Here is a 24,511-nt window from a genome sequence, read left to right as displayed (position 1 = left end):
GTACGGCGGGGCCGGGGACGATGCCTCGCCCGCCCCGGCCGTACCGGCGCGGTGGTGGGGTGCGGGGCGAGGGCGGGGCGGCACTGTCCGGACCATGACGATCGGCACAGACCCCCGGAGGGCAGACGTGGGTGAGGCACAGGCGCGGCTGGACGAGGCCAAGGCCGCGGCGTTCGACATGTTCTTGAAGACCCAGGCCAAGGAGCGGCCCGCCACGGTGCGCCGGCTGAGCGACAGCGCGGCGCTGGACGTGGACGTGATCCCGACCGGCGTCATCGGGCTGGACGCCGCCATCGGCGCCGGCGGCTTCCCCCGCGGCCGCATCGTGGAGCTGTTCGGCCCCGAGTCGGGAGGCAAGACCACCCTCGCCCTGGAGGTGGCCAAGCGCTGCCAGGACATGGGCGGGATCGTCGGGTTCGTCGACGCCGAGCACGCCCTCAACATCGACCTGGTGCGCAACATCGGCATCGATGAGTCCCGGTTCGTGGTGGCCCAGCCGGACACCGGCGAGGAGGCCATCGAGATCGTCAGGTCGATGCTGGAGTCCACGGCGTTCGACATGGTCATCGTGGACTCGGTGGCGGCCATGGTGCCCAAGGCGATGGTCGAGGCGGACGCCGAGCAGGCGTTCATGGGCCTGCACGCGCGGCTGATCAGCCGGTTCATGCGGGTCATCGCGCCGCTGGCGGGCCGCACCGGGACGCTGGTGTGCCTGATCAACCAGGTCCGCAGCGACCTGCAGGCCTACGGGGCGCCGGAGAAGGCGACCGGCGGGCGCGCGATCGCGTTCTTCGCCACGCTGCGCATCGAGGTCCGCACCAGCCCCTCCAAGCGGATCGAGCAGGGCGGCCAGGCCGTCGGGACCCAGGTCAAGGCCACCGTGAAGAAGAACAAGGTCGGCGCCCCGTTCCGGTACACCGAGTACGACATCATCTTCGGGCAGGGCATCGACGGCGCGGGGTCGCTGCTGGACGCGGCCGACCGCACCGGGGTCATCGAGAAGGCCGGCAACACCTGGTACGTCAGGTATCTGGGCGCGGAGCTGACGCCGGTGGAGGAGAAGATCGGCGTGGGCAAGCCGAAGGCCAAGGAGCGGCTGACCGCCGACCCCGATCTGGCCGCCCAGGTCGAGGCCGCGGTCCGCGCCCGCCTCACCGGCGCCCCCCTCCCCGCGGCCCCCACCGCCGAGGCCGCCTGACACCCGCGCCCCCGGATGCGCCGCCCGGTGGGGCCGGGGCGCCGAGCCGGGTCTCAGGCCGGCGAGGGCGCCTGGATCGAGCAGGCGCCCTCGCCGGCGGTCGGGGTGGATCGCGGGGGCTTGGGTGGCGCAGGTGGCGTAATCGGCGGGTGACCATGGAGATCAGGGCCTGGCGGGTGGCGAAGCGGGTGCCGGGGCGGGAGCGGCCTCCTTCTCCTTCGCCGGTCAGGTGGGACGCCAGCCGGGCGCGCAGGTCCGGGTTGTTCAGCAGGCGGTTCATCAGCTGCTTCTCGATCTGGCGGATGCGCTCGGAGCTGACGCCGTACAGGTCCGCGATCTTGCCGTAGGTCCACTCGGTGCCGTCGACGAACGCGTAGCGGTACAGCAGGATGTCCCGCTCGCGCGGGCTGAGCTCCTTGAGGACGTCCACCAGGGTGCCGCGCAGCTCGCCCAGGTCGGCGCCGGTGTGCACGTCGTCCTGGGCGACCTCGTCGGCGATCATGTCGTGCAGCGTGAGGCCGCCGTCGTCGCTGAGCACCTCGTCCAGGCGGACCGGCTCCTGGCCGATGGAGATGACCCGCTCCAGGTTCTCCAGCGCCGACAGCATGCCCTGCTTGCGCAGCTTGGCGAGCATGAGCTCGTGCCGCTCGCCGGCGGGCAGCTCGCGCTGCTCGGGGGTCAGCCGGTTCTCCGCCCAGGCCAGGCAGCGGTCCATCAGCCGGGCCGACAGCTCCTCCATCGTCGGCGGGCGGCCGAGCTCGCCGCGCAGCTCAGCGGACTCCACGCTGGCCAGGCGCCGCATCCGGTCCCAGGAGCTGGTGGAGCGCACCGCGGCGGTGCCGCGCATGACCACGCCGCGGATGTGGTCCCGCACGCGCATGCCGGCCCAGGTGTGCAGGGCCGGGCCCCGGGCCGGGTCGTACTGGGCCGCCGCTTCCAGCATCACCAGGACGGCCTCGGCCATCAGGTCGTCCAGCAGCTTCGCGGCGCCGGCCCGGCCGTAGCGGCTTTCGGCCTGCTCGCGGCAGATGCGCAGCATCAGCCGGTACATCGAGCCGACCAGCCGCTCGCCGGCGCGTTCCCCCTCGCGGACGCGGTGGCGCAGCGCGGTGATCTCATCGGCGCTCAGATGCTGGGCGCGGCTGTTCAATTCGGTCCGGGCCGCCAGGCCGTCCTGATAGGTCTTGGCCGCGGCGTCCTCGCTCGCAGGGTCCAGCACGGGATGCCGGGACATCTCCCGGAGCGGAACCGAGGCGGCGAGTGCGCGGCTGCTGGGCGAATCTGTGGAGGTCGACACGCCGTGGACCGTCCGCCCGGTGGCCGGGGCCGCAATGTGGCCCGGCGCCGCCACCGCGTCCCGGGAGAGGCGGCGTGATCACGCCGCGCGTCCACGGTGCCCTCCGGCTGGAGGCCGCATGGGGAAACGCCCCCGGCGCGCGCCGTATCCGAGATGCCCCGCGGCCGGCCGTACGAGAAAGGGAGAGGAAGTCGCCTTCCTCTCCCTTTCGGGTCTTTCCGTGCCCTTGCCGGGCTTCGGCGTCCTTGCCGGGCCTCGGCCGCCCGCGCCGCCCGCGCCGTCGTGGCCGGAGCGGGCGTCACCTGGCCGTGGCCGCCGGCCGGGCTGCGCGGGGCATCGGCCAGGTCAGGACAGGAGCGGCCGTGCCCAGTCGGTACGGCCTTGGGCCCGCGCGCGCATCGCCGCCCAATAGTCCTCCTGGCGTCCGGCGAAGGTCGCGCTCACGCCCAGGGGGACGAGCTGGTCGCCGTCCTCCAGCAGATCCAGGTCGGCGAGCCGGGCCTGGATGTCGCGGGTCAGGGCGGCGGTGACCTGGCGGCCGGCCAGGCCGGCGGCCTGGGCGATCCGCAGGACCTGACCTTGGGTCAGCTCGGCGACGCTGCCGGGCGGGTCCAGGTGCCGGTTCGCGGCCCGGAACCGGCCCAGGGCGGCACGGATGAGCTCATCGTCGCCGCCGGCGCGGGCCAGGTCGCGGCGCAGGCGCGCCACGGCGGGCTCGGCCAGCGGGGAGGCCGCCGCGCACAGCGAGGTGAGCCGTCCGCGGGGTGGCCGGTCGGTGCCCAGCAGCCGGGTCAGCGCCGCGCCGGCCTGGGCGCGGCCCGATTCCAGCACCTGGTAGGCCTCGGCCGCGATCGCGGCGTAGTGGGCCGTGACGAACTCCGCCGCCGCCAGTTCGGTGAATCTGCCATGGGCGGCCAGCATCCAGACCACGCACAGGTCGGCGAAGGTCACCACCCGCAGCCGCGGGGGCTGGACCCGGCCCAGGAAGCGTGTGATCATCCCGGGGCCGAGCAGGCCCTGCTCGTGGGCGGCGGCGACCAGTGCGGCGGCTTGGCGCATGTCGCTGCTGTGCCCGCCCCGGCGGAAGCGGTAGCCCCAGGGCACGACGACCTGGTCCGGCGAGCGGGGGGCGAATGCCGGCTGGCCGCGTGAGGGGCGGCGGCCGCGCCGGGCGCTGCGCGCCGTCCGCGGGTCGGCGCGCAGGGGGAGCAGGACGCCCAGGTCGGCGGGGTCGACGACGTGGACTTTGACCTTGGCCGCGGTGGACAGGAAGGTGCCCAGGCGGCGGATGATCTCATGGACCGTCTCCACCGGGATCCGTGCGCGTTCGGCGGTGTTGACGGGGTCGAATCCCCTGCTGGTCAGGCGGGCGACGTCGGCGACCATCTGGGGGGTCCAGGCGGGGCCGCCGGTGTCGGCGGCCCGCGCGCGCAGGCCCCGTGCCGCCTGGTCCAGGGTGTGACGAATAGACGAAGACGGCATGTGTTCTCCCTTTCGCCGGTTGCGGTGGCCGACCGTGACCGCCCCGGCGCCGGCGCCAACACGGCCCGCCCCCGTCCGGCAGAGCCGGGCAGGGCGGGCCGTGGTGCGGCGGGGTCAGCCGCGGATGCGGACGTTCGCGGCGCGCATGCGGGCGCCCGCGCCCAGCAGGGTCACGACCGCCTCGGCCTCCAGCGCGGAGGCGGGGTTGCCGATGATGGCGCCCGCCTGGCCGAGCGCGGTCACGCGCTCGGCGTCCTTGCCCAGGTGCGTGCCCACCACATAGTCGGCGTGCTGCACATGGCGGGCGGGAACCGCCCCCGCGGGGAGCCCGGGGCAGAAGCGGCCCGGGACGGTGGGCACTCCGCCGGTGTAGACGCGGCTGCCCACCGGGATGAACTGGGCCAGTGCCTGGATGAGCACGTGGGCGTGCGGGCCGTTGACCACGACGCGGCCGCCGCTGAGCACGATGCGCGCCAGGTGCGCGGCGTGCCCGCCGGACAGCACCCCGGCCTGGACGAGTTCCTCCAGGCCGGCGTCGGCGGGGGCCGGTGCCGCGGGCTCGGTCTTCTCCAGGACGGTGGTCGTGCCGTGCCGCCACAGCTCGCCTCCGGGGATCTTGCGGGTGCCGCCGCCGGAGGGGGGCGGGTCGCCGCCGCCGAGCAGCCGGCCGATCACCGCGGCGGCGTCCTTGCCGCGGGCGAATCCGGGGACGGGGGTCACGGCGCCGTCGCGCAGGACGGACACGGCCCGCCCGTCGATGTAGACGGCGCTGACGCGGGGGTCGCGCCAGTGCTCCCACAGCGGGCCCCATCCGGACAGGTGGGCGTAGAGGCGGTCGGCGGGGACTCCGGCGGGGGCGGTCTTGGCCAGCGCGGCGATGTGCTTGTCGTGCTGGGCGGTGTCCTCCGCCCCGGCCAGGGTCTTCAGGTCCGGCCAGGTTCCCTGCCGGGCGGCCTTGGCCACCTCGGCCCATCCGGCGTCGGGTTCGGCCCGGTGCAGTTCCGCGTCCCGGTGACCGAGCAGCACGGCCAGGGACGAGGCGCCGCCTTCGCCGGGCGGGTCCCCTGCCGTCGTGCCGCCGGGGGTCGTGCCGCGGTCATCGGGGGTCGCCTCGCCCGCCGGCTGACCGGTCGTGGCCGGGTCCGCTCGCCGGTCGGGGGCCTGGGCCGTCGCGGCGGGTACGGCCGGAGGCGGCGTGGGGCCGTTCCCGGTGGCGGGGGCGGCGGGAGTGGCCGCCGCGGCCCCGGCGGGGCGCAGCGGTTTCCATTCGGTGGCGCTGTCCGCCGGCGTGGCCGGTCCGCCGGGCGTCTGCCCGGCCACCGGGAAGGAGGCGGGGAAAGCCGGGGCGGCCGGGGCACTCGCGGCCGGTGCTGCCGGGGCCGCCGCGGCGGGTGCGGGCGGGCCGTCCGCCGCGGCGGGCCGGGCCGCGGGGGCGGGGCGCGCCGGGGACGGGGACGGACCGGCCGGGCCGGTGCCGTCCCCGCTGGAACCGGCCGCGCCGGTGGTGGCCGCGCCGGTGCTGCCCGTGCCGGTGGTGGCCGTGCCGGTGGTGGTCGTGCCGGGGGTGTCCGCGCCGAACAGGTCCCCCCAGCTGGGGGAGGCGGTGTCCGGGGCGGGGTCCTCGGCCGGGGCCGAGGGGTCGAACAGGCTGTTCCACGTGGACATCAATGCTCCTGAGGTGGTTGAGGGGTGCCGGTCACTTGCGGCCGAGCCGGGACAGCAGCCCCCCGCGCTTCCTGGGGGCGTCCGAGGCCGGGCCGGCGATGGCGAACTGCGCGTCGCCGGTCAGCTCGGTGAGCATGCTGCGGAAGATGGCGTCCAGTTCCCTGTTGCCCTGCAGAGCCAGGAGCTGATGGGTGTTGACCGCCTGGAGCCAGTCGTCGCTCTCGGGGATCATCCCGATGAAGCGCCAGCCCGACATCACCCCGCTGACCTCGTCGGGGTCCAGGTTCACCCCGATCCGGGCCCGGTTCAGCACCAGCGCGATCTTGGCGCGGTCCACCCCGTTGCCCCCGGCGTGCGCCGGGGCGGTGATGGCGCTCAGCCAGCCGGCGGCGTCCTCGAGGGTGACGCGGTTGGGCTCCAGCGGCACCACGATGTGGTCCGCCTGCGGCAGCACCAGATCGATGAACGTGTCGTGGTACAGCTCGGCCACGGGGGTGTCGACGACGATGTAGGCGTACAGGTCCCGCAGGATCTCGATGATCTGCTGGTACACGCCCGCGTTGACCGTCCCGGGGTTGGCCATCATGGCGTCCGGAGGGCCCAGCAGCGCCGACAGCGCGATCTGGTCGTGGTGCACCAGGTAGTCGTCGATGCGGCCGGGGGTGATGGCCTCCGGCTGGCGGACGAGGTCGACGATGCTGGGACTCGTCCGCCCCAGATACTTGCCGACGTCGGCCTGCTGGAAGTTGGTGTCGACCAGGGCGACCCGCCGGCCGCTGCCGTACAGCGCCTTGCCGGCGTAGGCGGCCAGGTTCACCGACAGCGACGACTTGCCCACACCGCCCTTGGGCGCGGTCACGGCGATGACCTTGCCGCGGCCTGTGGCCGCGGGCGCGGGCGCGGGCGCGGGCCGCGTCCCGCCCGCCGGGGCCGGTGATCCGGCCGCGGGAATGGGCGTGTTCCACGGGCTCGCGGGCCGTACGGCCGGGGCGGCGGTGGAGGGGCCGGGCCACAAGGTGGCGGGGGATACCGCCGGTGCGGGATCGGGCCGCCAGGCGGGCCGCGCCGGCTCGGCGGCCGGAGCCGTGACCGGAGCCGCGGCCGGGGCCGTGACCGGGGCCGTGGCGGGCGGCGCGGGTGATCCGGGCGGCGTGGTGACCGGCGCGGGCGCACCGAAGTCCAGGTTCGGCCGCGGCTGCTCACCCGGCGGCGCGCCGAGATCGGCCAGGAGCCTGTCCTCCTCGACCGGCGGGGTGATGAGTGTGATGGAGGTGTTCTGCGCGACCAGCTCGGCGGCGCCGGGAACGGCGACGAAGACCGCCACCTGGCATCCCGGCATCCCTGACAGCGTGCGCACGATGTCGGCGACCGTCGGCAACTCCGGCATGTCGAGCTCGAACGCCGGCATGAACAGGAAACTCAGCGGAGGCTTGGCCGTGCCGCTCCTGGCCAGGGCCGCCAGCTCGGAGGCCGACGCGACGCCGTGAACCTCGGGAAAGCGCCCGGTGGCGCGCAGTTTGTCGGCGACAGGAGCGCTTCCTGCCACGATGACGGTAGGGGTGGCAGTAGCCATGTCGAGTGGACCTCGCTCTTCTCGGTGCTTTCAGTCTTTGTCTGCGCACTTGCCAGTGTCGGAACGGGCCCTCGGCCCGCCGGCGGCGTGTTCGCGCCGGTCCGGGCGCGAGGGCGGGGGCGCGGGAAACCCCCGCCGGGCCGGACGGCGCGGCAGGGGGCTGAGGGGTCGCGGGCTCATGCCCCGGGCCGGTCATGGCTCAGGCGGGCGGCCAGGGCATGTCCGGCGATCACCGTGATGGACGCCGGGTCCCACATGCGCGCCGCGATCTCCTGCGCCATGAGCACGCCGACCTCGTCCACCAGGTCGGTGCCGCAGACCGCGACGTAGATCAGGCGCGGCTCGGCCCGCAGGAGGCTGCTCACCGCGGCCACCGCGGAGCGCCGCCCGTGCTGGCCGGTGCGCAGCACGGCCACGATCGTCTCGCCGGAGGCCAGGCTCAGGCACGCGACGTGGGGCGCGAAGGAGTCCATGTCGCTCCAGGTGACGCCGCCGGCCACACTGCGCAGGAGCTGCGCGAACTCGTAGAAGCGCGGCCCGCGCCAGGCCTGCTCCAGGCAGCGTCCCCACCAGGAGCGGCGCAGGGCGCCGTCCCGCAGCGTCTCGGCGGGCACGAGCAGATCCCCCAGGGGATTGTTGCGCGGATGCGCCGGGACGACCTGGGCGACGCAGGCCCTGCCGTCCCCCTTGGCCCACTGCTGGGCTCGCGCGGCGTCGCCGAACACCTCGGCCAGGTCGGTGGCGAACACCGGCCGCGGCGCGGCCAGGACGCGCCGTGCCGCCTCGGCGGGGGAGGCGGGAGGATCGCCGTCCTGCCCCGGCCCGCCGTTCCCGGTCGGCCCGGTGTTCCCGGTCGGCTCGGTGTTCGCGGTCCGTTCATCGTTCCCGGTCAGTGCGGCGTTCTCGGGCGAACCGGTGTCTCCGGGCGGGCTGGTGTCTTCGGGCGGGCTGGTGTCCGTGTCTCCGGCGCCGGCCGCCGCTTGCGGGTGGGGGAGGGCCGCCGGAACCAGCGCCGAGGCGGGCTCGGATGCCGGCCGGCCGGCGGGTGCCGCGGTGCCGTCCCCGGCTCGTTCCGGGCCGCGCCCACTTCCGCCATGGCCGGAGCCGTCTGGCGTGGGGGCGTCCGCCTCCGCCGTACGCGGGGCGGCGTCGCCGGGTTCCGTCTCCTCCGCGCGCGTCTCCTCCGCGCGCGGCTTCTCCTGCCGGGCCGGCCGCGCGATCGGCTGGGCGGCCGGTGCCGGTTCGCCGGGGGTCAGGGCGTCGCGGGGCGGCGCCGGCTCGGGTCCGGCGGGTGCGGCCGCGGGCCCACCGCTTGGGGTGCTGTCCGCCGCCGGGGTGCCGCCCTCGCCTGCCGGTGCGGGCTTGGTGCGCCGTTTGCCGCGCCGGCGCGGCTTGCGCGTCCGCGCCCGGGCGTCGTCCGGTCCCGGCTCGGGGCCGCTCTGACCGGGCGCGCGGGTCTGGTCCGGGCCGTCCTGCGCGTCGGCCCGGTCGCTCCGGGCGGTCTCCTGCCGCCCGCGGCCGGCGTCGCCGGGGACGGCCGGGGACGTGCGCGGCCCTGCCTGATCCCCGTCCCGGGCCGGGGACGAGCCCGGGTGGCGGCCGCCGGATGAGGCCGGGATCGGCGGTGGTGGACCCTTCGGGCCCGCCTGCTCGGGGCGGTCGGCCTGGTCGTGGGAGGCCGGTGACGGCGAGGGGACGCGCCGCGCGTCCTTGGCCGTGCCGGGCCGCTGCGGCGGCACCCGCCGCGCGGTGCCCGCCGGCTCGGCGCCGGGACGGGCTCTTTCGGCGACCTGGCGCGGACGGCCGCCCGGGCCGGGCGCGGACCGGGCCATCGTCGCCTTGCTGATCTCGGAGAAGGTCGCCTCCAGGCCCTTGCCGCCACGTTGCCCGGGTGAACGCCGCTGGAGCGTGGCGTTCAGGCCGCGGGCGGCCTCCGACAACGTGATGAGGTAGGCGACCAGCACCGGCTCGTCCAGATCGCCCAGGGGCATGCCGAGCCTGCGCTCCAGGCCTTTGACGTGGTTGGGCACCGCGACGCGCAGCGCCTCCACGATGCCGGCCCGCAGCACGTTGAGCCTGGCCAGCAGATCGATGTTGTCCGCGATGAGATGGTCGTGCCGCTCATCGTCCGGACGTCGCGCGGCCGATGCCGGCTGCACGTTCCACCTCCTTTGCGAGAACTGATCCTCCGCCGGAGGGCACGCCGGCCGGGTGGCCGGCGCGCCGCCGGCGGCACCCCGACAGTGCCGGGCCGTCAGGAATCCGCAGGGTGCGCCGACCGGCGCCGCCGGCACGGTGCAGCTCATGAACGACGGGTTCTCCGCGCCCCGCCTCACCGCCACCCAGCGGCGGGTCTTCGACGAGCTGCTGGCCGTCGGCGCCGCGCGTCCGACCGCGCCGCCCGGCCTGGCCGACGAGCTGCGGCAGACGATCGCCGACGGGGTGGCGGACCTGGCCCCGGCCTGGCCCGACGGCCCGCTGTACCTCACCAAGGGCTCCATCGCCTCCGTGCTGGCCTGCGAGGGCAGATACCTGGCCGAACAGGAGGGCCCGCCCGCCGGCGCGACGCCGCCGCCGGTCGCCGCCGGCATCGTCACGCACCGGGCCATCCAGCTCGCCCACACCCACCCGGGCCGGCCGGTGGAGGAGTACGTGCGGGCGGCCGCCCTCGGCGCGGCCGGGGAGAACGCCGAGTTCGCCGCGCTCTGGGACGACGGCATCGCCGCCCAGTCCGATGTGCTGGCGGGGGCCGTGTCGCGGGTGACGGCGTTCCTGGACTCGTGGCCGCCGCTGGACGCCGCCTGGTCGCCCCGGTTCGAGGAGTCCCTGGCGGCACGCGCCGGCCTCATCCGCCTGCACGCCCGCCCGGATCTGATCCTGGGCCGTCCCCGCCCCGACGGGCGCCGCACCATGCTGCTGGTGGACCTGAAGTCCGGGCGGCTGCGCGAGGAGCACCACCAGGAGGCGCAGCTGTACGCGCTGGTCTGCACCCTGCGGCACGGGCTGCCGCCCTGGCGCAGCGCCGTGTTCTCCCTCGCCGACGGCGAGTGGACCGACCCGCGGGTGAGCCCTGACTCGCTGGCGGCGGCCGCCCGCCGCGTGGTGGCCGCCGCCCGCGCCGCCGTACAGCTCAAGACCGAGTCGCGCCCGGCGGCCTTGAGCCCGGGGGAGTGGTGCCGGCGCTGCCCCCGCTCGCCCGCCTGCCCGGCCGCGGCTCCCGGCGGCGGCCCCCGCCCCGCTCCCTCGGCTGAAGGCCCCCCACGCCCGCCGGTCCCCGCGCGGCAGCCGTTCCCCGAGGCCGCGCCCGACGCCCGGGACGACCCCTACGCGCTGCCGGACCCCGCCACCCCGCAAGCCGCGCGAGGAGCCGGATAGAGGGGGAGAGGTGAGGGCCGCCGGCGTGACAGGCAACCCCTGTGACGCCCCCGCCGAGCCGGTCCGGGCCCGCCGGGCACATGAACCGCCACCTCCCTGGCGGGCGGGAGGTGGCGGAGCCGGATGTCCGGTGGGTTCAGCGATGGGGTTCAGCGGCGGGTTCAGCGCTGGTCGGCGTCGCCCCGCACGTGCAGCGGACGCCACAGGCGCCAGACCGCGACCGTGAGCAGGATCCCGGCCGATACGGCCACCAGCGCATGGCCCGACATGAGGAAGATCACCAGCGTGGCGTTCAGCCAGAACACCAGCAACCCCAGCAGCCGCGTCATCTCCTGGTCCTTTCATTTCGGCACAGCTCGCCCCGGCGACCGTGGACGTCGGCGCGCCGCGGCACAGGGGGCGCGGCCGGCGCGTGCGATCTCCCCGGCGGGCGGGGCCGCGGGCGCTGGGGTGGTGGGCGGGGCGGCGGTTCCGATGCTGGGCAGGAACGTCGCCCGCGCGCCGGGGCCCGTCTCGGCCGCGGGCGCACGCCCGCAAAGACCACCGTGAAAACAGCCCTTGGAGAACATCGACCATGGCCAACCTCAAGACCTACGCCGGCCGGCTGATCGGCAAGGGCCGCGCCGGCCGGGCCGACCCGCAGACCGCCACGTTGTGGACCACGCCGTACGCCTGGCGGACCGACGACGGCGTCTACGTGGGGCACAACGGGGAGGTGTGGCTCTACCGGTCCGTCCCGCTGTTCCCGATGAAGTGGGAGGACGGCGAGCAGCAGCTCGCCATCGCCTCACCGCTGTCGCGGCTGCTGACCGACCTGGGGGCCACGTCCCGCCAGCCCGTCGGGGGCATCTCGACGCTGGCCAACAACCGCGTGATCCACATCATCTCCATCACCTGGCAGGACCGCGTCGTCCCGCCGGAGGCGAACACGCCCGAGCTGCGGCGCTACCAGTCCGAGGCGTTCGGGTTCCTGGCCCCCAAGCGGGCGCTGCTGTTCGGCGTCCAGCTGCGTTCCTCGCTGCGCGACAAGGCCTCCAAGTCCGATCCGGGCGCCTCCCAGGCCAAGAAGGTCAAGGCGATGGCCGAGCTGGTCAAGCAGACCATCGCCGAGGACGTGCCCGACCTGGACGCCTACGAGAGCGACGCGGCCACCGTGCGGGCCATCATGACCCGGCACAACGCCGCCGTCCCCACCCGCGAACAGCTCGACCAGCTCGAATCGTGGTACAACCTGGGCCGCGGCCCCGACGCCGTCATCGAGGAGCAGCCGACCAAGCTGTCCCTGCCCGGCCTGGGCGACCTGGAGATGGCGGCGGTGATGAGGTTCGAGCAGACCACCATGCCCGCCCCGCAGGCGACCTGGGCGATGGACGTGATCAGCCACCCCGGCGACGCCCCCCACGTGGTGTCGGTGCGGGCGGAGCTGGAACCGGCGAACCTCACCCGCGGCCGCGCCCGCAAGGCGCAGCGCCGGATCATCTCCAACGCCGAGGAGGAGCGCAAGACCGGCGACCTGGAGAAGGTCGAGCTGTCCAGCTCCTACGGCCAGGCCAAGGCCCTGGAGGACTACCTGGCCGCCTCCCACCAGCCGATGCTGGCCAACTGCTCCATCATCATGGCCCGGGAGATCACCGAGGCGTCGGAGACCTACCTGGACTTCATGTCCCAGGCGTACGGGATCCAGATGAAGCCGCTGGAGCACCGCCAGATCAGCGCGCTGGAGGAGACGCTGCCCTGCTCGTCGGTGCGCACCAACCCCTTCATCCAGGACGTCAACGTCCCCATGATCGCCAACGCGGGGCTGCAGGCGTTCTCCAACATCGGGGACGAGGCGGGCGCGTTCGGCGGGATCGTCGATCCCGACGCCACCCCGTTCTTCATCGACCCCCTGGCCGCCCCCCGCCTGAACCTGCCGCCGTCGTTCGCCGTGTTCGGCGACCCCGGCTCGGGCAAGACGTTCTTCGCCCAGAGCCTGGCCGTCCAGGCGGCGCTGAACGGCCTGCCGGTGTTCCTGATCAACCCCAAGGGCGGCGACTCGCTGTACGGGATGGTCGACTACGCCAACTCACTGGGAGTGCCCTCCGCGCGCGTGTCGATGTCCGCGCTGGAGAAGGAACCCGGCGCGTTCGACCCGTTCCGGTACGCCCCGCCGGAGATCGCCGCCGAGATCGCCAGCACCCACATCCTGGCCGCGCTGGAGGACAGCCTGGAGCGCAAGAGCCCCTCGGCCACGCGCGAGCTGACCGCCGGGCTCAAGCGGGGCGCGCTCAGCGGCGCCCTGTGCGTCTGGGACGCGCTCGACCGCGTCCCGGGTGAGCACAAGGACTGGATCAAGGAGCAGGTGCGCATGCAGATGGAAGGGTCGGCGCTGTTCGCCCTGGGCATCGCGCTGCGGCCGCTGCCACGGCTGGACGTCAGCCAGCGGCTGACGCTCATCGACTTCGACCGCGAGCTCGGCCTCCCGGAGGGCAAGCGGCCCGGGGAGTACAACCTCACCGAGCGCATCGCCCTGGCCGCGGTCCGGCTCGTGACCCGCGCCGCGCTGGAGGTCCTCATCGCCCACCAGAAGGGCGTGCTCATCGTGGACGAGGCGTGGACGTACCTGTCCCAGCCGGAGGGCCTGGCCTCGCTGCAGCGGATCTCCCGTGAAGGCCGGTCGCTGAACATCTTGCCGATGTTCCTCACCCAGCGGATCGCCGACGTGGTCACCCGCGACCTGGAGGGATACCTGTCGCGGGTGCTGGTGCTCAAACTGAACGAGCGCAAGGAGGCCGAGGCGGCGCTGAGGCTGTGCGGGCTGCGCCCCACGGACCAGCGGCTGGAGGAGCTCAGGGCGTGCGGTCCCGCCCCGGCCGCCGACGGCAAGCCCGCCAAATGGGCCCGCGGCATCTTCCGCGACCTGTACGGCCGGCACTCCGAGGTCGCCCTCGGGCCCACCCCGGCCGCCGCGATGCAGGCGTTCAGCACCAACCCCGAGGACCGCCGCCGCCGCGACGCCGCCCGGCGCGCCCGCGAGGAGGAACTGCGCGAGGAACAGAACCGGGCGGCCGCCCGGGCCCGCCAGGCGCAGCCGGCGCCCCAGGGCTTCGACGCGCACGACCCGCTGACCTCGCCTCCGCCGCCCGCCGCGGGTGCCGAGCCGGCGGCGACGTCCCTGCCCTGGCGGCAGCCCCAGACGACGCCGACCGCCGCGCAGGCGCCCCCCGGCCAGAGCGCCGGGGACGACGCCGCGGCCGGGGACTTCTTCACCGGCCTGGACGTCGGCCCGCGGCCCCGCTCCGGCTGACCACCACCGGAACCGGCTCCCCCGTACCGCGCTGGCGGATACGGGGGAGCCGTACCGTGCGCCGGCCACCGGCGGCCGCACGGTGGCCGCGGGCGAGCGCCGAGCCGAAGGGGAGCCAGATGGGATGTGCCGGGGACGCCGGCGGAGCCGCGAGGTGCGGACGGGACGGGACATGAGCGACGCCGACCTGATCAACCGGGCACGCGACATCGAGTACCTGGCGCAGCTGGTCGTCACCGCCCGGATCCGCCACCCGGCCCTGCACCTGAGGCCGGGCATCGCCCAGGGGCGGCGGCTGGGTGAGGGCTACCATCGCCTCGGGTGCCCGCGGATGCCGCGGCACCTGGAGGTCGGCGAGCCGCAGGAGGGCCGGGCCGACTACGCCCTGGTGTGCCGCCAGGTCTGGCGGGAGTGCGCCACGTGCGGTGTCAGCGTGTTCGACCTGGTCCACATCGGCGGGGAACTCGACCACCGTCAGCGGGAGCTGCTGGTCCAGATCGCCGAGATCGCGGTCGAGCTGGCCCACGAGTGGCGCGCGGCGGCGCAACGTCCCGGCGACGGCGACCTTCCCGCGCGATGCGTGACCTGCTGGGCGGCACGGCTCGACCGGCACCTGCTCGCGGTGCGGCGCCTCAACCACCAGATCTCGCTCCCGCCGGTGCGCGACGCGCTGCGCGCATGGCGCCACCGGCAGGACCGGCGCCTGGCCGGCGTGCTGGACCTTCGCCTTGCGCCGGGGGAGGAGCACCGGCGTGTCGCGCGCCTGTACGCGGCCCTGCGGATGCGGCACGACGGCGCCGGCGCCGCGATCGCCGTACCGCGCGGGGACGCCGAAGGGACGGTCTCCCCCCTCCGGCACTCCGGCGCGGACCCGCAGATCCCTCCGCTGGAGGAGGCCGAGCTGGCGCGGCGCACGGAGAGCCTGCTCGCCGGTGAGCCGGTCCTGCTGTTCGTACGGCCGGCGCGCGAGCGGCCGCCCGGCGTGAACGCCTACGCCCGGCTGTTCCACGGGGCGTGCCACCAGCTTGGACGCGTCGCGGGCCTGGCCCACGAACCGGAGGCGCCGTCCGATGCCCCTCGCGGGTCGTGCGTGTGCGCGGTGGCCGCCCCCGCCGCCCTGGCCCGCGAGATCTGCCGGCTCGGGGACCCGGGCACAGGGCGGCGCGCCCAGATCGCCGGTCCGCTGCCCGACGGCGGCCAGAGCGCGCTGATCGCCCGCGTGGCCATGCTGGCCTGGGCCGGGGGCGTCGCCGCCGACCGCGCCCTGGCCGCCGCTCGCGCGGCCGCCCTCTGACCTCGCGGCCCCGCACATCCCTGACGTACGTCCGCCGTGACGCGCTGGCCGGGCGGGTGCGCCGAGACGCTGGATGCCCGGCCGGCCTCCGCCCGCGGTCTGCCGGGGTCGGCTCGTCTGCCCGGCCGACAGGGCGCCGGGCCGGGCGTGCCCGGGCGGCGCGGGCCCTCACGGTCGGTCGCGGCTAACCCAGAACAAAGGAGACGACCGTGACCGGAATGGACAGAGAGCAGCAGGCGGTCCAGGCCTATCCGATCGTGAAGCTGGTCGCCGCCGCCCAGATCGACCATCCGGACCTGCACCTGATCCCCGGCATGGGGCAGGGCCGCCGGCACGGGGACGGCTACCACCGGGCCGGTTGCCCGGCGGCGCCGGACCTCATCCCCCTCGGCGCCGAACGGGAGGGCAGAGGCGATCCGGACCTGCCCGCATGGCGCGAGTGCCGCGCGTGCGGCGTCTGTCCCGCCGACGTCGTCCACATCGGCCCGGACCTGCGCGCGCAGATCCCGCAGTTGTGCGACATCGCGGGAATCGCCTTCCCGGCGCGTTCCCACGCCGACCGGCTCCGCGATCGGCTGCGCGACGGAGGGCTGCCCGATGCATGCGTGGCGTGCGCGATCGACCTGGCCCAGTCCGGGCTGCGGGAACTCGGCCGCCGCATCCAGGTGCTCACGTCGGCGGGTGTGCGGCGATCCCTGGAAGCCTGGCACGAGGCCATCGCACGAGACCTGACACAGATCGCCAGCGTCTCCTTCGACCAGGAGGCCGAGCTGCGGCGGGTGTCACAGGTGCTGGCCGGCCGGCCGCACGCCGGCGACGTCACGCTTCCTGAGCGGACGGCGCCGTCCGGCCGGGTGCTGCTGTTCCTGCGCCTGGGCGGCAGGCACCTGTGGTCCGTGCCCAGCCAGTGGGAGGCGTTCCACAGCGCCTGCCACCACCTGGCGCGCGTCGCCGGCCTGGTCCACGCGGCGGACCACGGGGACCTGGAGCCGGCGGGCTCGTGCGCCCACGCCGTGATGGCGCCCCCCGGCCTGGCCGCGCGGATTTGCGACATCGCGGGCCGGTTCGGCGGCGTGGCCGCCGAGGTGGCCGGTCCGGTGCCGCAGGAGGCCGACCGGGTCCTGATCGCCGACGTTGCCGTCAAGGCGTGGACGCAAGGGGTTCCGGCCGCCGACGCCCTGCGCGCTGCCAGAGCCGCTGCCCGCCCGGCCTGACCGCGCGGCCGCACCCCTGCCACACTCCCTGACGGCACCGGCACGGCCCGCGCCCGGCATCCCCCCGGCTCCCCTCACACCGGTGAGGGGAGCCGTTCCCGTCCGCGGCCCAGCGCCAGCCGCCCGGTGGAGCGCCCGACCATGGTCAACACGGTGCCCACGGGGTGCGCGGCGTACTCGTCGAACTCGCGCAGCGGGGGTGGCCGGCCACTGTGGAGCGGACCGACAGGGGAGGCCGCAGGCTCGGTGACGGGCTGTTCGTCTCGCATCCGCAGCTAGGCCAATCCACGGAGACCGCTGCTACTGGCCGGGTTCGAGGATGTGGCGCAGGTAGGCGTCGGGGCGGCCGAGGAAGCGGCGCCAGTGGTCTACGAGTTCGAGCTTGTCCCAGGCGGCCGGGGCGATGCCGTGGTCGTTGAGTTGGAGGATCTGGGCGCCGGGCAGGGCGGTCAGGATGGGGGAGTGGGTGGCGCAGATGATCTGCCCGCCCGCGCCGGCGAGGTCGTGCATGAGGCCGACCAGGCGCAGGCAGGACATGAACGACAGGGCGGCCTCGGGCTCGTCCATGAGGTAGATGCCGGGGTCGGCGAACATGGTCTCCAGCACGGTGAAGAAGCCTTCGCCGTGGCTTTGCTCGTCGAGGTTCTGTTCCCAGAAGCCGTACCGGCCGGAGACGTTCTGGCCGAGGTTGAACAGGGTCTCGGCGCGCAGGAAGAACCCGCGGCGTTTGCGGCGGGGCCCGCCGAGCATGCGCAGGCCCTCGACGGTGAACTCGGCCCGGAGCGCGGCGCCGAGGGGGGTGGGGTCGCCGGTGCTGGCGTAGCGGGTGCCGGCCTTGCCGCCTTCGGAGTTGATCTCGCAGGCGTCGGCGATGGCCTCGACGATGGTGGACTTGCCCGACCCGTTCTCGCCGACCAGGAACGTCACCGGCCGGTCGAAGGTGAGGCCCTCGCGCAACCGCTGTACGGCGGGCACGGTGAACGGCCATTCGGCCGGGGTGTGGTCGTCGAGGTGGATGCGGGACAGGAACATGGGCGTCTACCGGGCGAGGAGGCGGTCGGTCAGGTGGTGCAGCGACACGGCGAGGTCGGGGTCGTCGCCGCGGTCGCTGCGGCGCGAGAGTACCTTGACGCGCCGCAACTTCTTCTCCCCGGCGGCGATCTGCGCGGCGAGCTTGTCCGCGTACGGCTGTATCAGCTTGCGCGCTTCCGCGGCCCCATGGCGCCGCCAAACCTCCAGCGCCTCGGCATCGACCGCGTAGTTGTCTCGCAGCTCCAGCTTCAGGCTCGTCCGGGAGCTGGAGATCAACTCACCCCGGCGCTGAATCGAGATCAAGTCCATAACGCTCCTTCACGTACAGCCGGACGAGCAAGTTCACGAGATCATCCGGGATCTCTACACATCCTTCGATGAACGACTCCCAAGGGCTTCCGAGGGGTCAGTGCGGGCTGCCGGCGATGATGTCCTGGGCGCCCTTGCGGTTGAGCACGGCGGCGACGTATTCGCCGAGCTCACGGGCCCGGCCGGGCGTGTCCCATTCGTGGGTGTAGACGAACTGGCCGCCCTCGCGGGTGAACACCATCCCGATCAGGGAGAGCTGTCCGTCTGCGGTGGTGGTGCAGTAGCCCGCGATGGGGCTGTTGCAGTGCCCTTGCAGGCCGCGCAGCATGGCCCGTTCGGCGGTGACGTGCAGCCGGGTGTCGGGATCGTCGAGGGTGCGGATCAGCTCGACGATGCCGGTGTCGCGGTCGCTGCATTGGATGGCCAGCACCCCGGCGCCGATCGCCGGGCACATCATGTCGGTGTCCAGGAGCTGTACGGCGCGGTCGCCCGCTCCGCCGATGCGGGCCAGGCCTGAGGCGTTCAGGACGAGCGCCTCGACCTTGCCGTCGCTGTCCAGCCGGGCGAGGCGGGAGTTGACGTTGCCGCGAATGCGCTCGATGGCCAGATCCGGCCGCCAGCGCAGAAGCTGGGCCTTGCGCCGTACCGACGAAGTGCCGACGCGGGTTCCGGGGGGCAGGTCGGCCAGGTCGTGGTACGGCGAGCCGGTCCGGAACACGGCCACGTCGCGCACGTCCTGGCGGGGCAGGTAGGCGGCGAACACCAGCCCCGGGGGCAGGGGGATGTCGCCGGGCACGTCCTTGAGGCAGTGCACGGCAGCGTCGGCCATGCCGGTGACCAGGGCTCGGTCTATTTCCTTCAGGAACGCGCCCTTGCCGCCGAGCTGGGCCAGGTCGCCCTGCCACCGGTCGCCTGAGGTCTCGATGCCGACGATGTCCACCGTCAGATCCGGCAACACGGCGGTGAGCAGGCGGGCGACGTGGTCCGCCTGGGCGCGCGCCATCGGCGAGGTGCGGGTAGCCAGGCGCAACTTACGTTCCGGAAGCACTTGGTCAACATAGCGATCGAGGAGACCCCGCCCGCCCGATTGGGTGATGGGGTGCGCAGACATGTCGCCGGGGGCCGGGCACCGGTCAATCTGTCGTGATTGAGAGGCCGGCAGGGAGATGTCGTGTCCGGAGTGCTCATCGCGCATTCGGTACTCCTGGTGCCAGGGTGGGTGGGCGGCGAGTGAGGCGGTGGTCGGCCCACCGCAGGCTGAGATCCGCCCGCTCAGCGATCCAGGGAGCACCGCTGTTTACGCTGCGCGCCTGCCACCTGGCGGCCAGAGTGACGGCGAAGGTGTCGAGGATCTCGGGCTCGGCGTGCCGCCAGGCCGGGATTTGGCTCAGCCAGCCCTCGGCCGACGCCGGTGTGTGCCCGGCTCGCAGCAGCCACGGCGGCAGCAGCGCGGTTTCCATCCAGGCCGGCCCGCGTGCGGCGTTGGCCCAGTCCACCAGATACGCGCGGCCGGACTTGGTGATCAGCACGTTGGTGCTGTTCAGATCTGCGTGCAGGAGCCGCGCGGGGGACGGGTCGCGGGCGGTGGCGAGCCAGGGCGGTCGGATCGTGCGCCGTAGCTCGGAAGGACAAGGGGTGGACGCCAGCGCGCCGAGGAGCGCCGCGAGGATCTCCAGATCCGCTGACCCTGGGCCATAGTCGGCGTGACGGCCCTCGATGTGCTCCCAACCCAGCACCAGCCACCCCTCGCCCTCAAGCGTCCAACGAAGCCGGGGTGCGAGCCCGGTCAGGCGGGGGGCCAGGAGCGCCTCACGGCGCAATCCCCGTACGGCGGCTCGCCGGATGGGCGCCGCCTTGACGAACACCTTCCCCTCGGCGGTGACGAGGGTGGCGGCGACGTCGGCCTGGTCGCCGACGAGCGCTGGGATCGTGCGCACGACCGGGCCGGTGCGCGCCTCGATCGCGCGGAGCACCGGAGCGGGCAGCGCGGCCCGGTCGCGGGTCAGGTCGTCGAACATCTGGTGTCTTCTAGGAGGCCGTCACGTCCTCCTCCTGGCCGCTGTCCTCCTGGTCGCTGGTCTCGTCCTCGTCCGGCTCGCGCAGGTTGATCGTCTCGGTCATTCGTCTCGTCCCTTTCTCGTGGTGGTGGGTGGCGCGGCGAGCCCAGGAGGGACCTTGGGCTCGCCGCGCCGGTTTCAGGGGCCCCGGCGGCGGCCTGGGTGCGAGCGGTGGGTGAGGACCGTACGCGTGCACTGGTGGTCGGCCGCCGCCGGGCCGCCGCGGCGCGCTGCCTCCTTCCTGGGAACCGGGGCGGCGTGGAGGGCAGCGGCGCGCGGGACCTTGCCGCGGTCTCCGCGTCGCCGCCGCCGGCTGGCCCGCGACCGGGGGCGTCTCCCCCAAGGGGTGGCGTCGCCCCGGTCGCGGGGCTTCAGGCGCTGGGATCGGGTGTGGCCCAGCGGCGCAGGACGGGCACCTGGTCGAGGCAGGACATGATCGCGGCCGTGACCAGCAGGCACCAGGACAGGGCCTCATGGCGCAGGAAGAGCGCCGCGAGGCCGGCGGCCGGCAGCACCAGGCCGAGCGGGGGAGCGATGCGCACGATGGTCCGCAGGAAGCGCATGAGAAACCTTCCGGGGATGAGGGTCAGCAGCCGTTGATGTGGGCGAGGTAGGACTGCTTCCGGACGGCGTTGACGAAGGCGCGCAGGGTCTTCTCGGCCACCTCGGCGCGGAATCCGGCGTCCATGAGCCGCTGGGGCAGCTCGCACAGCCACAGCGCCCGGAAGCCGTCGGGGTCGCGCCGGTAGTCCCAGCCGGGGCACATCGACTTCAGCCAGCGCAGCGCGTATTCCTCGTACGCCTCGGCCAGCAGCTCGGCCACCTGCCCGGCCTGCTCTGCCGGATGGTGGTGCCCGTCCCAGGCGAACGAGTCCGCGGTGGCCGTCACCTCCAGGTCACCGAGCCGCAGCCGTACGGCGTCGCCGACGTGGCGGACCGCGTCGTCCTGGACGTACAGCCCGTGCGCGGCCAGATGCTCGCGCAGGGCGTTCATGAGCACGGTCGGGGTCATGCGGTCCTCCCGGGGTGGACGCCGGGCCCGGCGATCAGCCAGAGCCGCCCGTTGGTGGCCCGCCGCTCCTGTTCGGCGAGCATCCGGCCCAGCTCCGCCAGGCTCTCGGCGGTCAGCCGCGCGACGAGACCGCCGTCCTCCTGCCGCTGGGTGAGACCGCACCGCCGGTCGGCGGCCCACGTCTTGTCGGTGCGGCGGGTGATCTCCCAGCCCGGGTACAGCGCCGCCATGGCGTCCAGCCGGCGCAGGTCCTCCGGCGCCATGATGACCGCCGGGTCGTCCCACCAGCGGCTCACGACGCACCCCTGAGGCGGGGCTTGGCGAGCTTGTCCCGCGCCGCGACCGCCTGCCGCCGCTCCTGCTCACGCAGCTTTACGGCGAGCCCGCCCAGGTCGTCCGCGTCCACCACCCGGTCACAGGACTCGGCCATCTCGCGCCGGGTCAACTCCCGTCTCAGCGAAGCCCACCACCGGCCGGCGTCACTGCGGAAGACCGTCCAGTGGGGGAACTCGTCCGCGACCTCGGATACTTGCTCGTAAATGGCCATGTCTCCTCCGGATTACCGCGTCACATCGGCGCTCGGGGGCGGTGCTGATAGGAGCATTCACCTGGGCTCACCAGGCGGGCCAGCAGTTTCACAGTCTTTAACAGCAATAGTGTGAGAGCGTGAGGGGAGAGGCGATCAGCTGTTAATGCCTGTGAAACTCGCCGTCCTCATCAGCCGTGTACGTGAGGATCATCGCCGTGCCATCATCACCATCGTCAGCAGCGCAAGCTGCCCGGCAGCGTCTCGGCGCGCAGCTTCGTCAGGTGCGCACGGACGCCGGACTGTCCGGCGTGGAGTTCGCACGCCGAGCGGGATGGGCGCAGTCGGCTCTGGTCTCCATGGTCGAGCGCGGGCAGCGAACCATCACGGCCGAGCACGTACGCACGTGGTGCAGGGTGTGCGGGGTGCCGCCGGAGCAGGAGGCCGAGCTGCTGGCGGAGCAGGCCGCTGTCGCCGGGATGTGGATCACCCACCGCCAGCTCAACCGTGCAGGGCTCCATGGCCGCCAACGGAAGCTTCGCGACAAGTACTGGCAGGTAAAACGCCACTGGGTCTATCAGACGAAGGTGATCCCGGGCCTGCTCCAGACGGAGGCGCTCACCACCGTCTATCTGACCCAGGCCCGCGTCGAGCAGCACCTGGACATCGACGATGTCTCCCAGGCGGTCGCGGCTCGCATGGAGCGGCAGCGCTGTTTGGAACGGCCGGGCACTGCATGGGCGTTCCTGCTGGAGGAGGATGTGATCTGGTACCGGCCCGCTCCGGCTGAAGTGCACCGCGAGCAGCTCCAGCGACTCGACGATCTACTGCGGACCAAGTACCCGGCGACCGTGTCCCTGGGCATCATCCCCCGCGACGCGGACCGGCGCGGGATCTCACCGGACGAGTCGTTCACCATGTCCGAGCTGCCGGACCGGACGATCGTCACGGTCGAGCTGGTGTCCGGCGACCTCACGTTCACCCAGCCGTACGAGACGCGGATGTACGGCGAGGCCTGGGACAGGCTGTGGTCGCTCGCTGTGCACGGCGATTCCGCCCGTGCTCTCATCGCCAAGGCCCTGGACGCCCTGCCGTGAATGGGACGGATGGGCTCACCGCGGCGGGGTGTACTCCTCATGCGGGATGGCTCGCTCCCACACCATCTCGAAGCATGCGACCACCGGGGCGACGTAGCGAGGGTCGGACACCCACTCGTACCGCTTGAGGCTGGTCCCGTCGCCGGCGTTGTAGTGGAAGCGCACGAGGCGGTTGTCGAACATCCAGAAGTCGGCGTGCGGGAGCATCAGCCCGGACGCCAGGCGGCGCGGCAGCCAGCGAACCTCTTCGCCGGCCTTGATGTTCACATCGGTGATCATGTGCTCCCACGCGATGTAGTCGGTGACCGGCTCGGACACGATGCGGGCGCGGCGCATCCTGACCCCGCGCGCGGTCGCCTGCTCGACGAGGGAGGTCCACGGTGTGCGATCGACGCGGCCGGACCCGCCGTTGAGCCAGTCGTTGAAGCCGGGATGCGCGGGCTCGTAGACGTCGCGCATCTCCAGGTGGACGGCCGACCGCTGGGTGCGGGCCAGAAGATCGGCGAACGCTGGCTCCCCCGGCCCCTGCCGTTCCTGCCCGTAGGCGCCTGCGGCGGCCTCGGCGAGAGCCTCCGCGAGGCTTTCCGGCTGCCAGATGACCGCCTCGTCGGCGCCGATCGCCAGGTGCTGACGAAGGCTCTGCAGCACCTCCGGATCGGTGATGTGCCTGCCGACCTGGTAGAAGCCGCCGGTGAGTCTGTCCCGGTACACCGCCGGGCACTCCTCGTCGCCGCTACCGCCTCCGCCGACGTAGTCCACCTCGCGCGGGTTGATGGGGCTGTGATCCATGACGCGGCCTCCCGAATAGGGCCATCAGCGGCCTTCATCCTGGCTGGCGCTCTGGTCCATGTGTGACCCGATCAGACAGGGGTCGGCCCGATGGTGTGGATCGGTCTGTCGGTCTGTTTACAGACTCATTGCAGCACGCCCCTCCCTCTCTGTAAACAGACCAACAGTGGGCGCTACGGTTAACCCCATGAGCGAGACGACCGACGGCAGGTCACGGCAGCAGCGCATCGCCGACGCCATGCGCGCCCAGATCGAATCGGGCGAGCTTCAGCCCGGTGACAGGCTTCCTGGCCTCCCGGCCCTGGCGGAGAGCTTCGGGACCAGTCAGGTCACCGTCAGGTACGCGATTGACCGGCTCAAGCAGGAGGGCCTTGTGGTCTCTCGCCAAGGGCTCGGCAACTTCGTGCGCGTCAAGCCCGCCGTGCGGCGCTACGGGATCAGTCGTTACAGTCGCTCCGTCTGGGCGGGCGACAACCCCCAGCCGCTTCTCGTCGCCGAAGGGGGGCGGCAGGGCAAGGCCATCGGGCAAACGGCCGTGACCGAACAGACGCCCGCGCCGGCGTTCGTCGCCGCGCGACTGCCGGGCGTCGCCGAGGGCGAGCTGGTGTACGTCCGCCGGCGAATCACCACGATCGACGGCGTCATCAACCAGTCCGTTGACAGCTACTTCACGATCGCCACCGGCGAGCGGTCGCCCGAGTTGGTCGCCGCCGAGGGAGCAGGCGGCCACATCGCCCGGATCAACGCAGTCTCCCCCGTCCTCGACGTGCAAGAGGAAATCACAGCTCGCATGCCCACGGGCCCAGAGTCCGCCCGGCTCGAAATCCCCGCCGGAACACCCGTCTTCGAGGTCTTCCGCACCTACCACACCGAAGACGGGCCGCTGGACGTGACCAGGTTCGTGATCAGGGCAGACATGGCCGTGTTCGACTACCGCTTCCCGATCCCGGACTGAGGGACGGGCGACTCCACCCGGTACAGCCGGTGCACCTCGCAGCCGTTGGGCGCGAGCAGCTCGCGGAACTCCTGCTCGCGGCCGGCCTCGACGTACGAGACCACCGTCCATCGCTGCGATCCGCCCTGGAGCGACTCGTTCGGACGGTACCCCCGGTAGACGTCGAACCCGCGCGGCCAGGTCTTCGATCAGGGACGTTCAGGGCTAACTCCAATTAGGCACGATTTGTTTACGGGGGCAAGGAGTCGCTGTGACGCAACTTCTTGCCCCGGGGCGCCCTTGACGAAAACAAGCTAGGAGGTCGAGCAACGCGCATGAACACTTTTCCTGAAGAGAACCAGCTGCGCCTT

General features: G+C 73.6%; 24 protein-coding genes. 7 read left to right on the top strand and 17 right to left on the bottom strand.

Going from position 1 to position 24,511, the window contains the following annotated elements:
- Positions 1-127: 127 nt before the first annotated feature.
- Positions 128-1,198, top strand: a complete 1,071-nt coding sequence (locus D5H75_RS37765) for a recombinase RecA (protein ID WP_202638912.1) — start codon at positions 128-130, stop codon at positions 1,196-1,198.
- On the opposite strand, the gene D5H75_RS37760 is transcribed toward D5H75_RS37765, so the two are convergent.
- The 5 genes from D5H75_RS37760 to D5H75_RS37740 form a co-directional block, all read right to left on the bottom strand.
- Complete coding sequence (locus D5H75_RS37760; RefSeq protein ID WP_119931424.1) at positions 1,152-2,432, bottom strand: sigma-70 family RNA polymerase sigma factor; 1,281 nt, start codon at positions 2,430-2,432, stop codon at positions 1,152-1,154. The two genes, D5H75_RS37765 and D5H75_RS37760, sit on opposite strands and share 47 nt — an antisense overlap.
- Before the next feature lie 408 nt (positions 2,433-2,840).
- Positions 2,841-3,977, bottom strand: a complete 1,137-nt coding sequence (locus D5H75_RS37755) for a hypothetical protein (RefSeq protein WP_147425420.1) — start codon at positions 3,975-3,977, stop codon at positions 2,841-2,843.
- Positions 3,978-4,091: 114 nt separating this feature from the next.
- Positions 4,092-5,642 carry a hypothetical protein gene (locus D5H75_RS42380; RefSeq protein ID WP_202638911.1) on the bottom strand — a complete coding sequence of 517 codons (1,551 nt, stop codon included), beginning with the start codon at positions 5,640-5,642 and terminating at the stop codon, positions 4,092-4,094.
- A gap of 31 nt (positions 5,643-5,673) precedes the next feature.
- Positions 5,674-7,188: a CpaE/TadZ family protein gene (locus tag D5H75_RS37745; RefSeq protein WP_202638910.1), complete on the bottom strand. Its 1,515-nt coding sequence runs from the start codon at positions 7,186-7,188 to the stop codon at positions 5,674-5,676.
- Positions 7,189-7,391: 203 nt separating this feature from the next.
- Positions 7,392-9,374 (bottom strand): hypothetical protein, encoded by a 1,983-nt coding sequence (locus D5H75_RS37740; protein ID WP_119931421.1) that lies wholly within the window; start codon positions 9,372-9,374, stop codon positions 7,392-7,394.
- Positions 9,375-9,519: 145 nt separating this feature from the next.
- On the opposite strand from D5H75_RS37740, the gene D5H75_RS37735 reads away from it, so the two are divergent.
- Positions 9,520-10,590 carry a PD-(D/E)XK nuclease family protein gene (locus D5H75_RS37735; RefSeq protein WP_147425418.1) on the top strand — a complete coding sequence of 357 codons (1,071 nt, stop codon included), beginning with the start codon at positions 9,520-9,522 and terminating at the stop codon, positions 10,588-10,590.
- 161 nt (positions 10,591-10,751) lie between these two features.
- Here the strand turns inward: D5H75_RS37735 and D5H75_RS42375 are convergent, their stop codons facing one another.
- Positions 10,752-10,919 carry a hypothetical protein gene (locus D5H75_RS42375; protein WP_202638909.1) on the bottom strand — a complete coding sequence of 56 codons (168 nt, stop codon included), beginning with the start codon at positions 10,917-10,919 and terminating at the stop codon, positions 10,752-10,754.
- Positions 10,920-11,164: 245 nt separating this feature from the next.
- On the opposite strand from D5H75_RS42375, the gene D5H75_RS37730 reads away from it, so the two are divergent.
- The 3 genes from D5H75_RS37730 to D5H75_RS37720 all read left to right on the top strand — a co-directional run bounded on the left by D5H75_RS37730 (position 11,165) and on the right by D5H75_RS37720 (position 16,384).
- Positions 11,165-13,876, top strand: coding sequence for an ATP-binding protein (locus tag D5H75_RS37730; RefSeq protein WP_119931419.1), 2,712 nt, complete (start codon positions 11,165-11,167; stop codon positions 13,874-13,876).
- Between the two features lie 172 nt (positions 13,877-14,048).
- Positions 14,049-15,170, top strand: coding sequence for a hypothetical protein (locus tag D5H75_RS37725; RefSeq protein ID WP_119931418.1), 1,122 nt, complete (start codon positions 14,049-14,051; stop codon positions 15,168-15,170).
- 209 nt (positions 15,171-15,379) lie between these two features.
- Positions 15,380-16,384, top strand: a complete 1,005-nt coding sequence (locus D5H75_RS37720) for a hypothetical protein (RefSeq protein ID WP_147425417.1) — start codon at positions 15,380-15,382, stop codon at positions 16,382-16,384.
- 74 nt (positions 16,385-16,458) lie between these two features.
- Here the strand turns inward: D5H75_RS37720 and D5H75_RS41065 are convergent, their stop codons facing one another.
- From D5H75_RS41065 to D5H75_RS37680, 9 genes are all read right to left on the bottom strand, one after another.
- On the bottom strand, positions 16,459-16,653 hold the full coding sequence (locus tag D5H75_RS41065) for a hypothetical protein (RefSeq protein ID WP_147425416.1): 195 nt from the start codon (positions 16,651-16,653) through the stop codon (positions 16,459-16,461).
- 31 nt (positions 16,654-16,684) lie between these two features.
- Entirely contained in the window at positions 16,685-17,416 is a 732-nt protein-coding gene (locus tag D5H75_RS37715) for an AAA family ATPase (protein ID WP_119931416.1), read from the bottom strand.
- 6 nt (positions 17,417-17,422) lie between these two features.
- The gene (locus tag D5H75_RS37710) at positions 17,423-17,725 is read right to left on the bottom strand and encodes a DUF6879 family protein (protein WP_119931415.1); all 303 of its coding nucleotides are present in this window, start codon (positions 17,723-17,725) and stop codon (positions 17,423-17,425) included.
- A 97-nt stretch (positions 17,726-17,822) separates the two neighbouring features.
- Positions 17,823-18,773 carry a hydroxymethylbilane synthase gene (gene hemC / locus D5H75_RS37705; RefSeq protein WP_202638908.1) on the bottom strand — a complete coding sequence of 317 codons (951 nt, stop codon included), beginning with the start codon at positions 18,771-18,773 and terminating at the stop codon, positions 17,823-17,825.
- A 136-nt stretch (positions 18,774-18,909) separates the two neighbouring features.
- The gene (locus tag D5H75_RS37700; protein ID WP_119931413.1) at positions 18,910-19,743 is read right to left on the bottom strand and encodes a phosphotransferase; all 834 of its coding nucleotides are present in this window, start codon (positions 19,741-19,743) and stop codon (positions 18,910-18,912) included.
- Between the two features lie 410 nt (positions 19,744-20,153).
- Positions 20,154-20,345: a hypothetical protein gene (locus D5H75_RS37695; protein WP_119931412.1), complete on the bottom strand. Its 192-nt coding sequence runs from the start codon at positions 20,343-20,345 to the stop codon at positions 20,154-20,156.
- Positions 20,346-20,368: 23 nt separating this feature from the next.
- Positions 20,369-20,794 (bottom strand): hypothetical protein, encoded by a 426-nt coding sequence (locus tag D5H75_RS37690; RefSeq protein WP_119931411.1) that lies wholly within the window; start codon positions 20,792-20,794, stop codon positions 20,369-20,371.
- Complete coding sequence (locus D5H75_RS37685) at positions 20,791-21,090, bottom strand: hypothetical protein (protein ID WP_119931410.1); 300 nt, start codon at positions 21,088-21,090, stop codon at positions 20,791-20,793. Before D5H75_RS37685 ends, D5H75_RS37690 begins: the two co-directional genes overlap by 4 nt.
- Positions 21,087-21,341 (bottom strand): hypothetical protein, encoded by a 255-nt coding sequence (locus D5H75_RS37680; RefSeq protein WP_119931409.1) that lies wholly within the window; start codon positions 21,339-21,341, stop codon positions 21,087-21,089. The genes D5H75_RS37685 and D5H75_RS37680 overlap by 4 nt, the downstream gene beginning before the upstream one ends.
- Before the next feature lie 182 nt (positions 21,342-21,523).
- On the opposite strand from D5H75_RS37680, the gene D5H75_RS37675 reads away from it, so the two are divergent.
- Positions 21,524-22,417 carry a helix-turn-helix domain-containing protein gene (locus tag D5H75_RS37675; RefSeq protein ID WP_202638907.1) on the top strand — a complete coding sequence of 298 codons (894 nt, stop codon included), beginning with the start codon at positions 21,524-21,526 and terminating at the stop codon, positions 22,415-22,417.
- 15 nt (positions 22,418-22,432) lie between these two features.
- On the opposite strand, the gene D5H75_RS43815 is transcribed toward D5H75_RS37675, so the two are convergent.
- Positions 22,433-23,206: a DUF6879 family protein gene (locus D5H75_RS43815; RefSeq protein ID WP_242454754.1), complete on the bottom strand. Its 774-nt coding sequence runs from the start codon at positions 23,204-23,206 to the stop codon at positions 22,433-22,435.
- A 187-nt stretch (positions 23,207-23,393) separates the two neighbouring features.
- On the opposite strand from D5H75_RS43815, the gene D5H75_RS37665 reads away from it, so the two are divergent.
- Positions 23,394-24,161: a GntR family transcriptional regulator gene (locus D5H75_RS37665; protein ID WP_202638906.1), complete on the top strand. Its 768-nt coding sequence runs from the start codon at positions 23,394-23,396 to the stop codon at positions 24,159-24,161.
- Here the strand turns inward: D5H75_RS37665 and D5H75_RS44445 are convergent.
- Positions 24,137-24,265 (bottom strand): hypothetical protein, encoded by a 129-nt coding sequence (locus D5H75_RS44445; RefSeq protein WP_277950003.1) that lies wholly within the window; start codon positions 24,263-24,265, stop codon positions 24,137-24,139. The two genes, D5H75_RS37665 and D5H75_RS44445, sit on opposite strands and share 25 nt — an antisense overlap.
- Positions 24,266-24,511: the final 246 nt, after the last annotated feature.

The organism is Bailinhaonella thermotolerans, assembly GCF_003594875.1.
Classification (GTDB): Bacteria; Actinomycetota; Actinomycetes; order Streptosporangiales; family Streptosporangiaceae; genus Bailinhaonella; species Bailinhaonella thermotolerans.
Note: the sequence above shows the minus strand (reverse complement) of the source record. Positions and strands in the feature narration are given on the sequence as shown.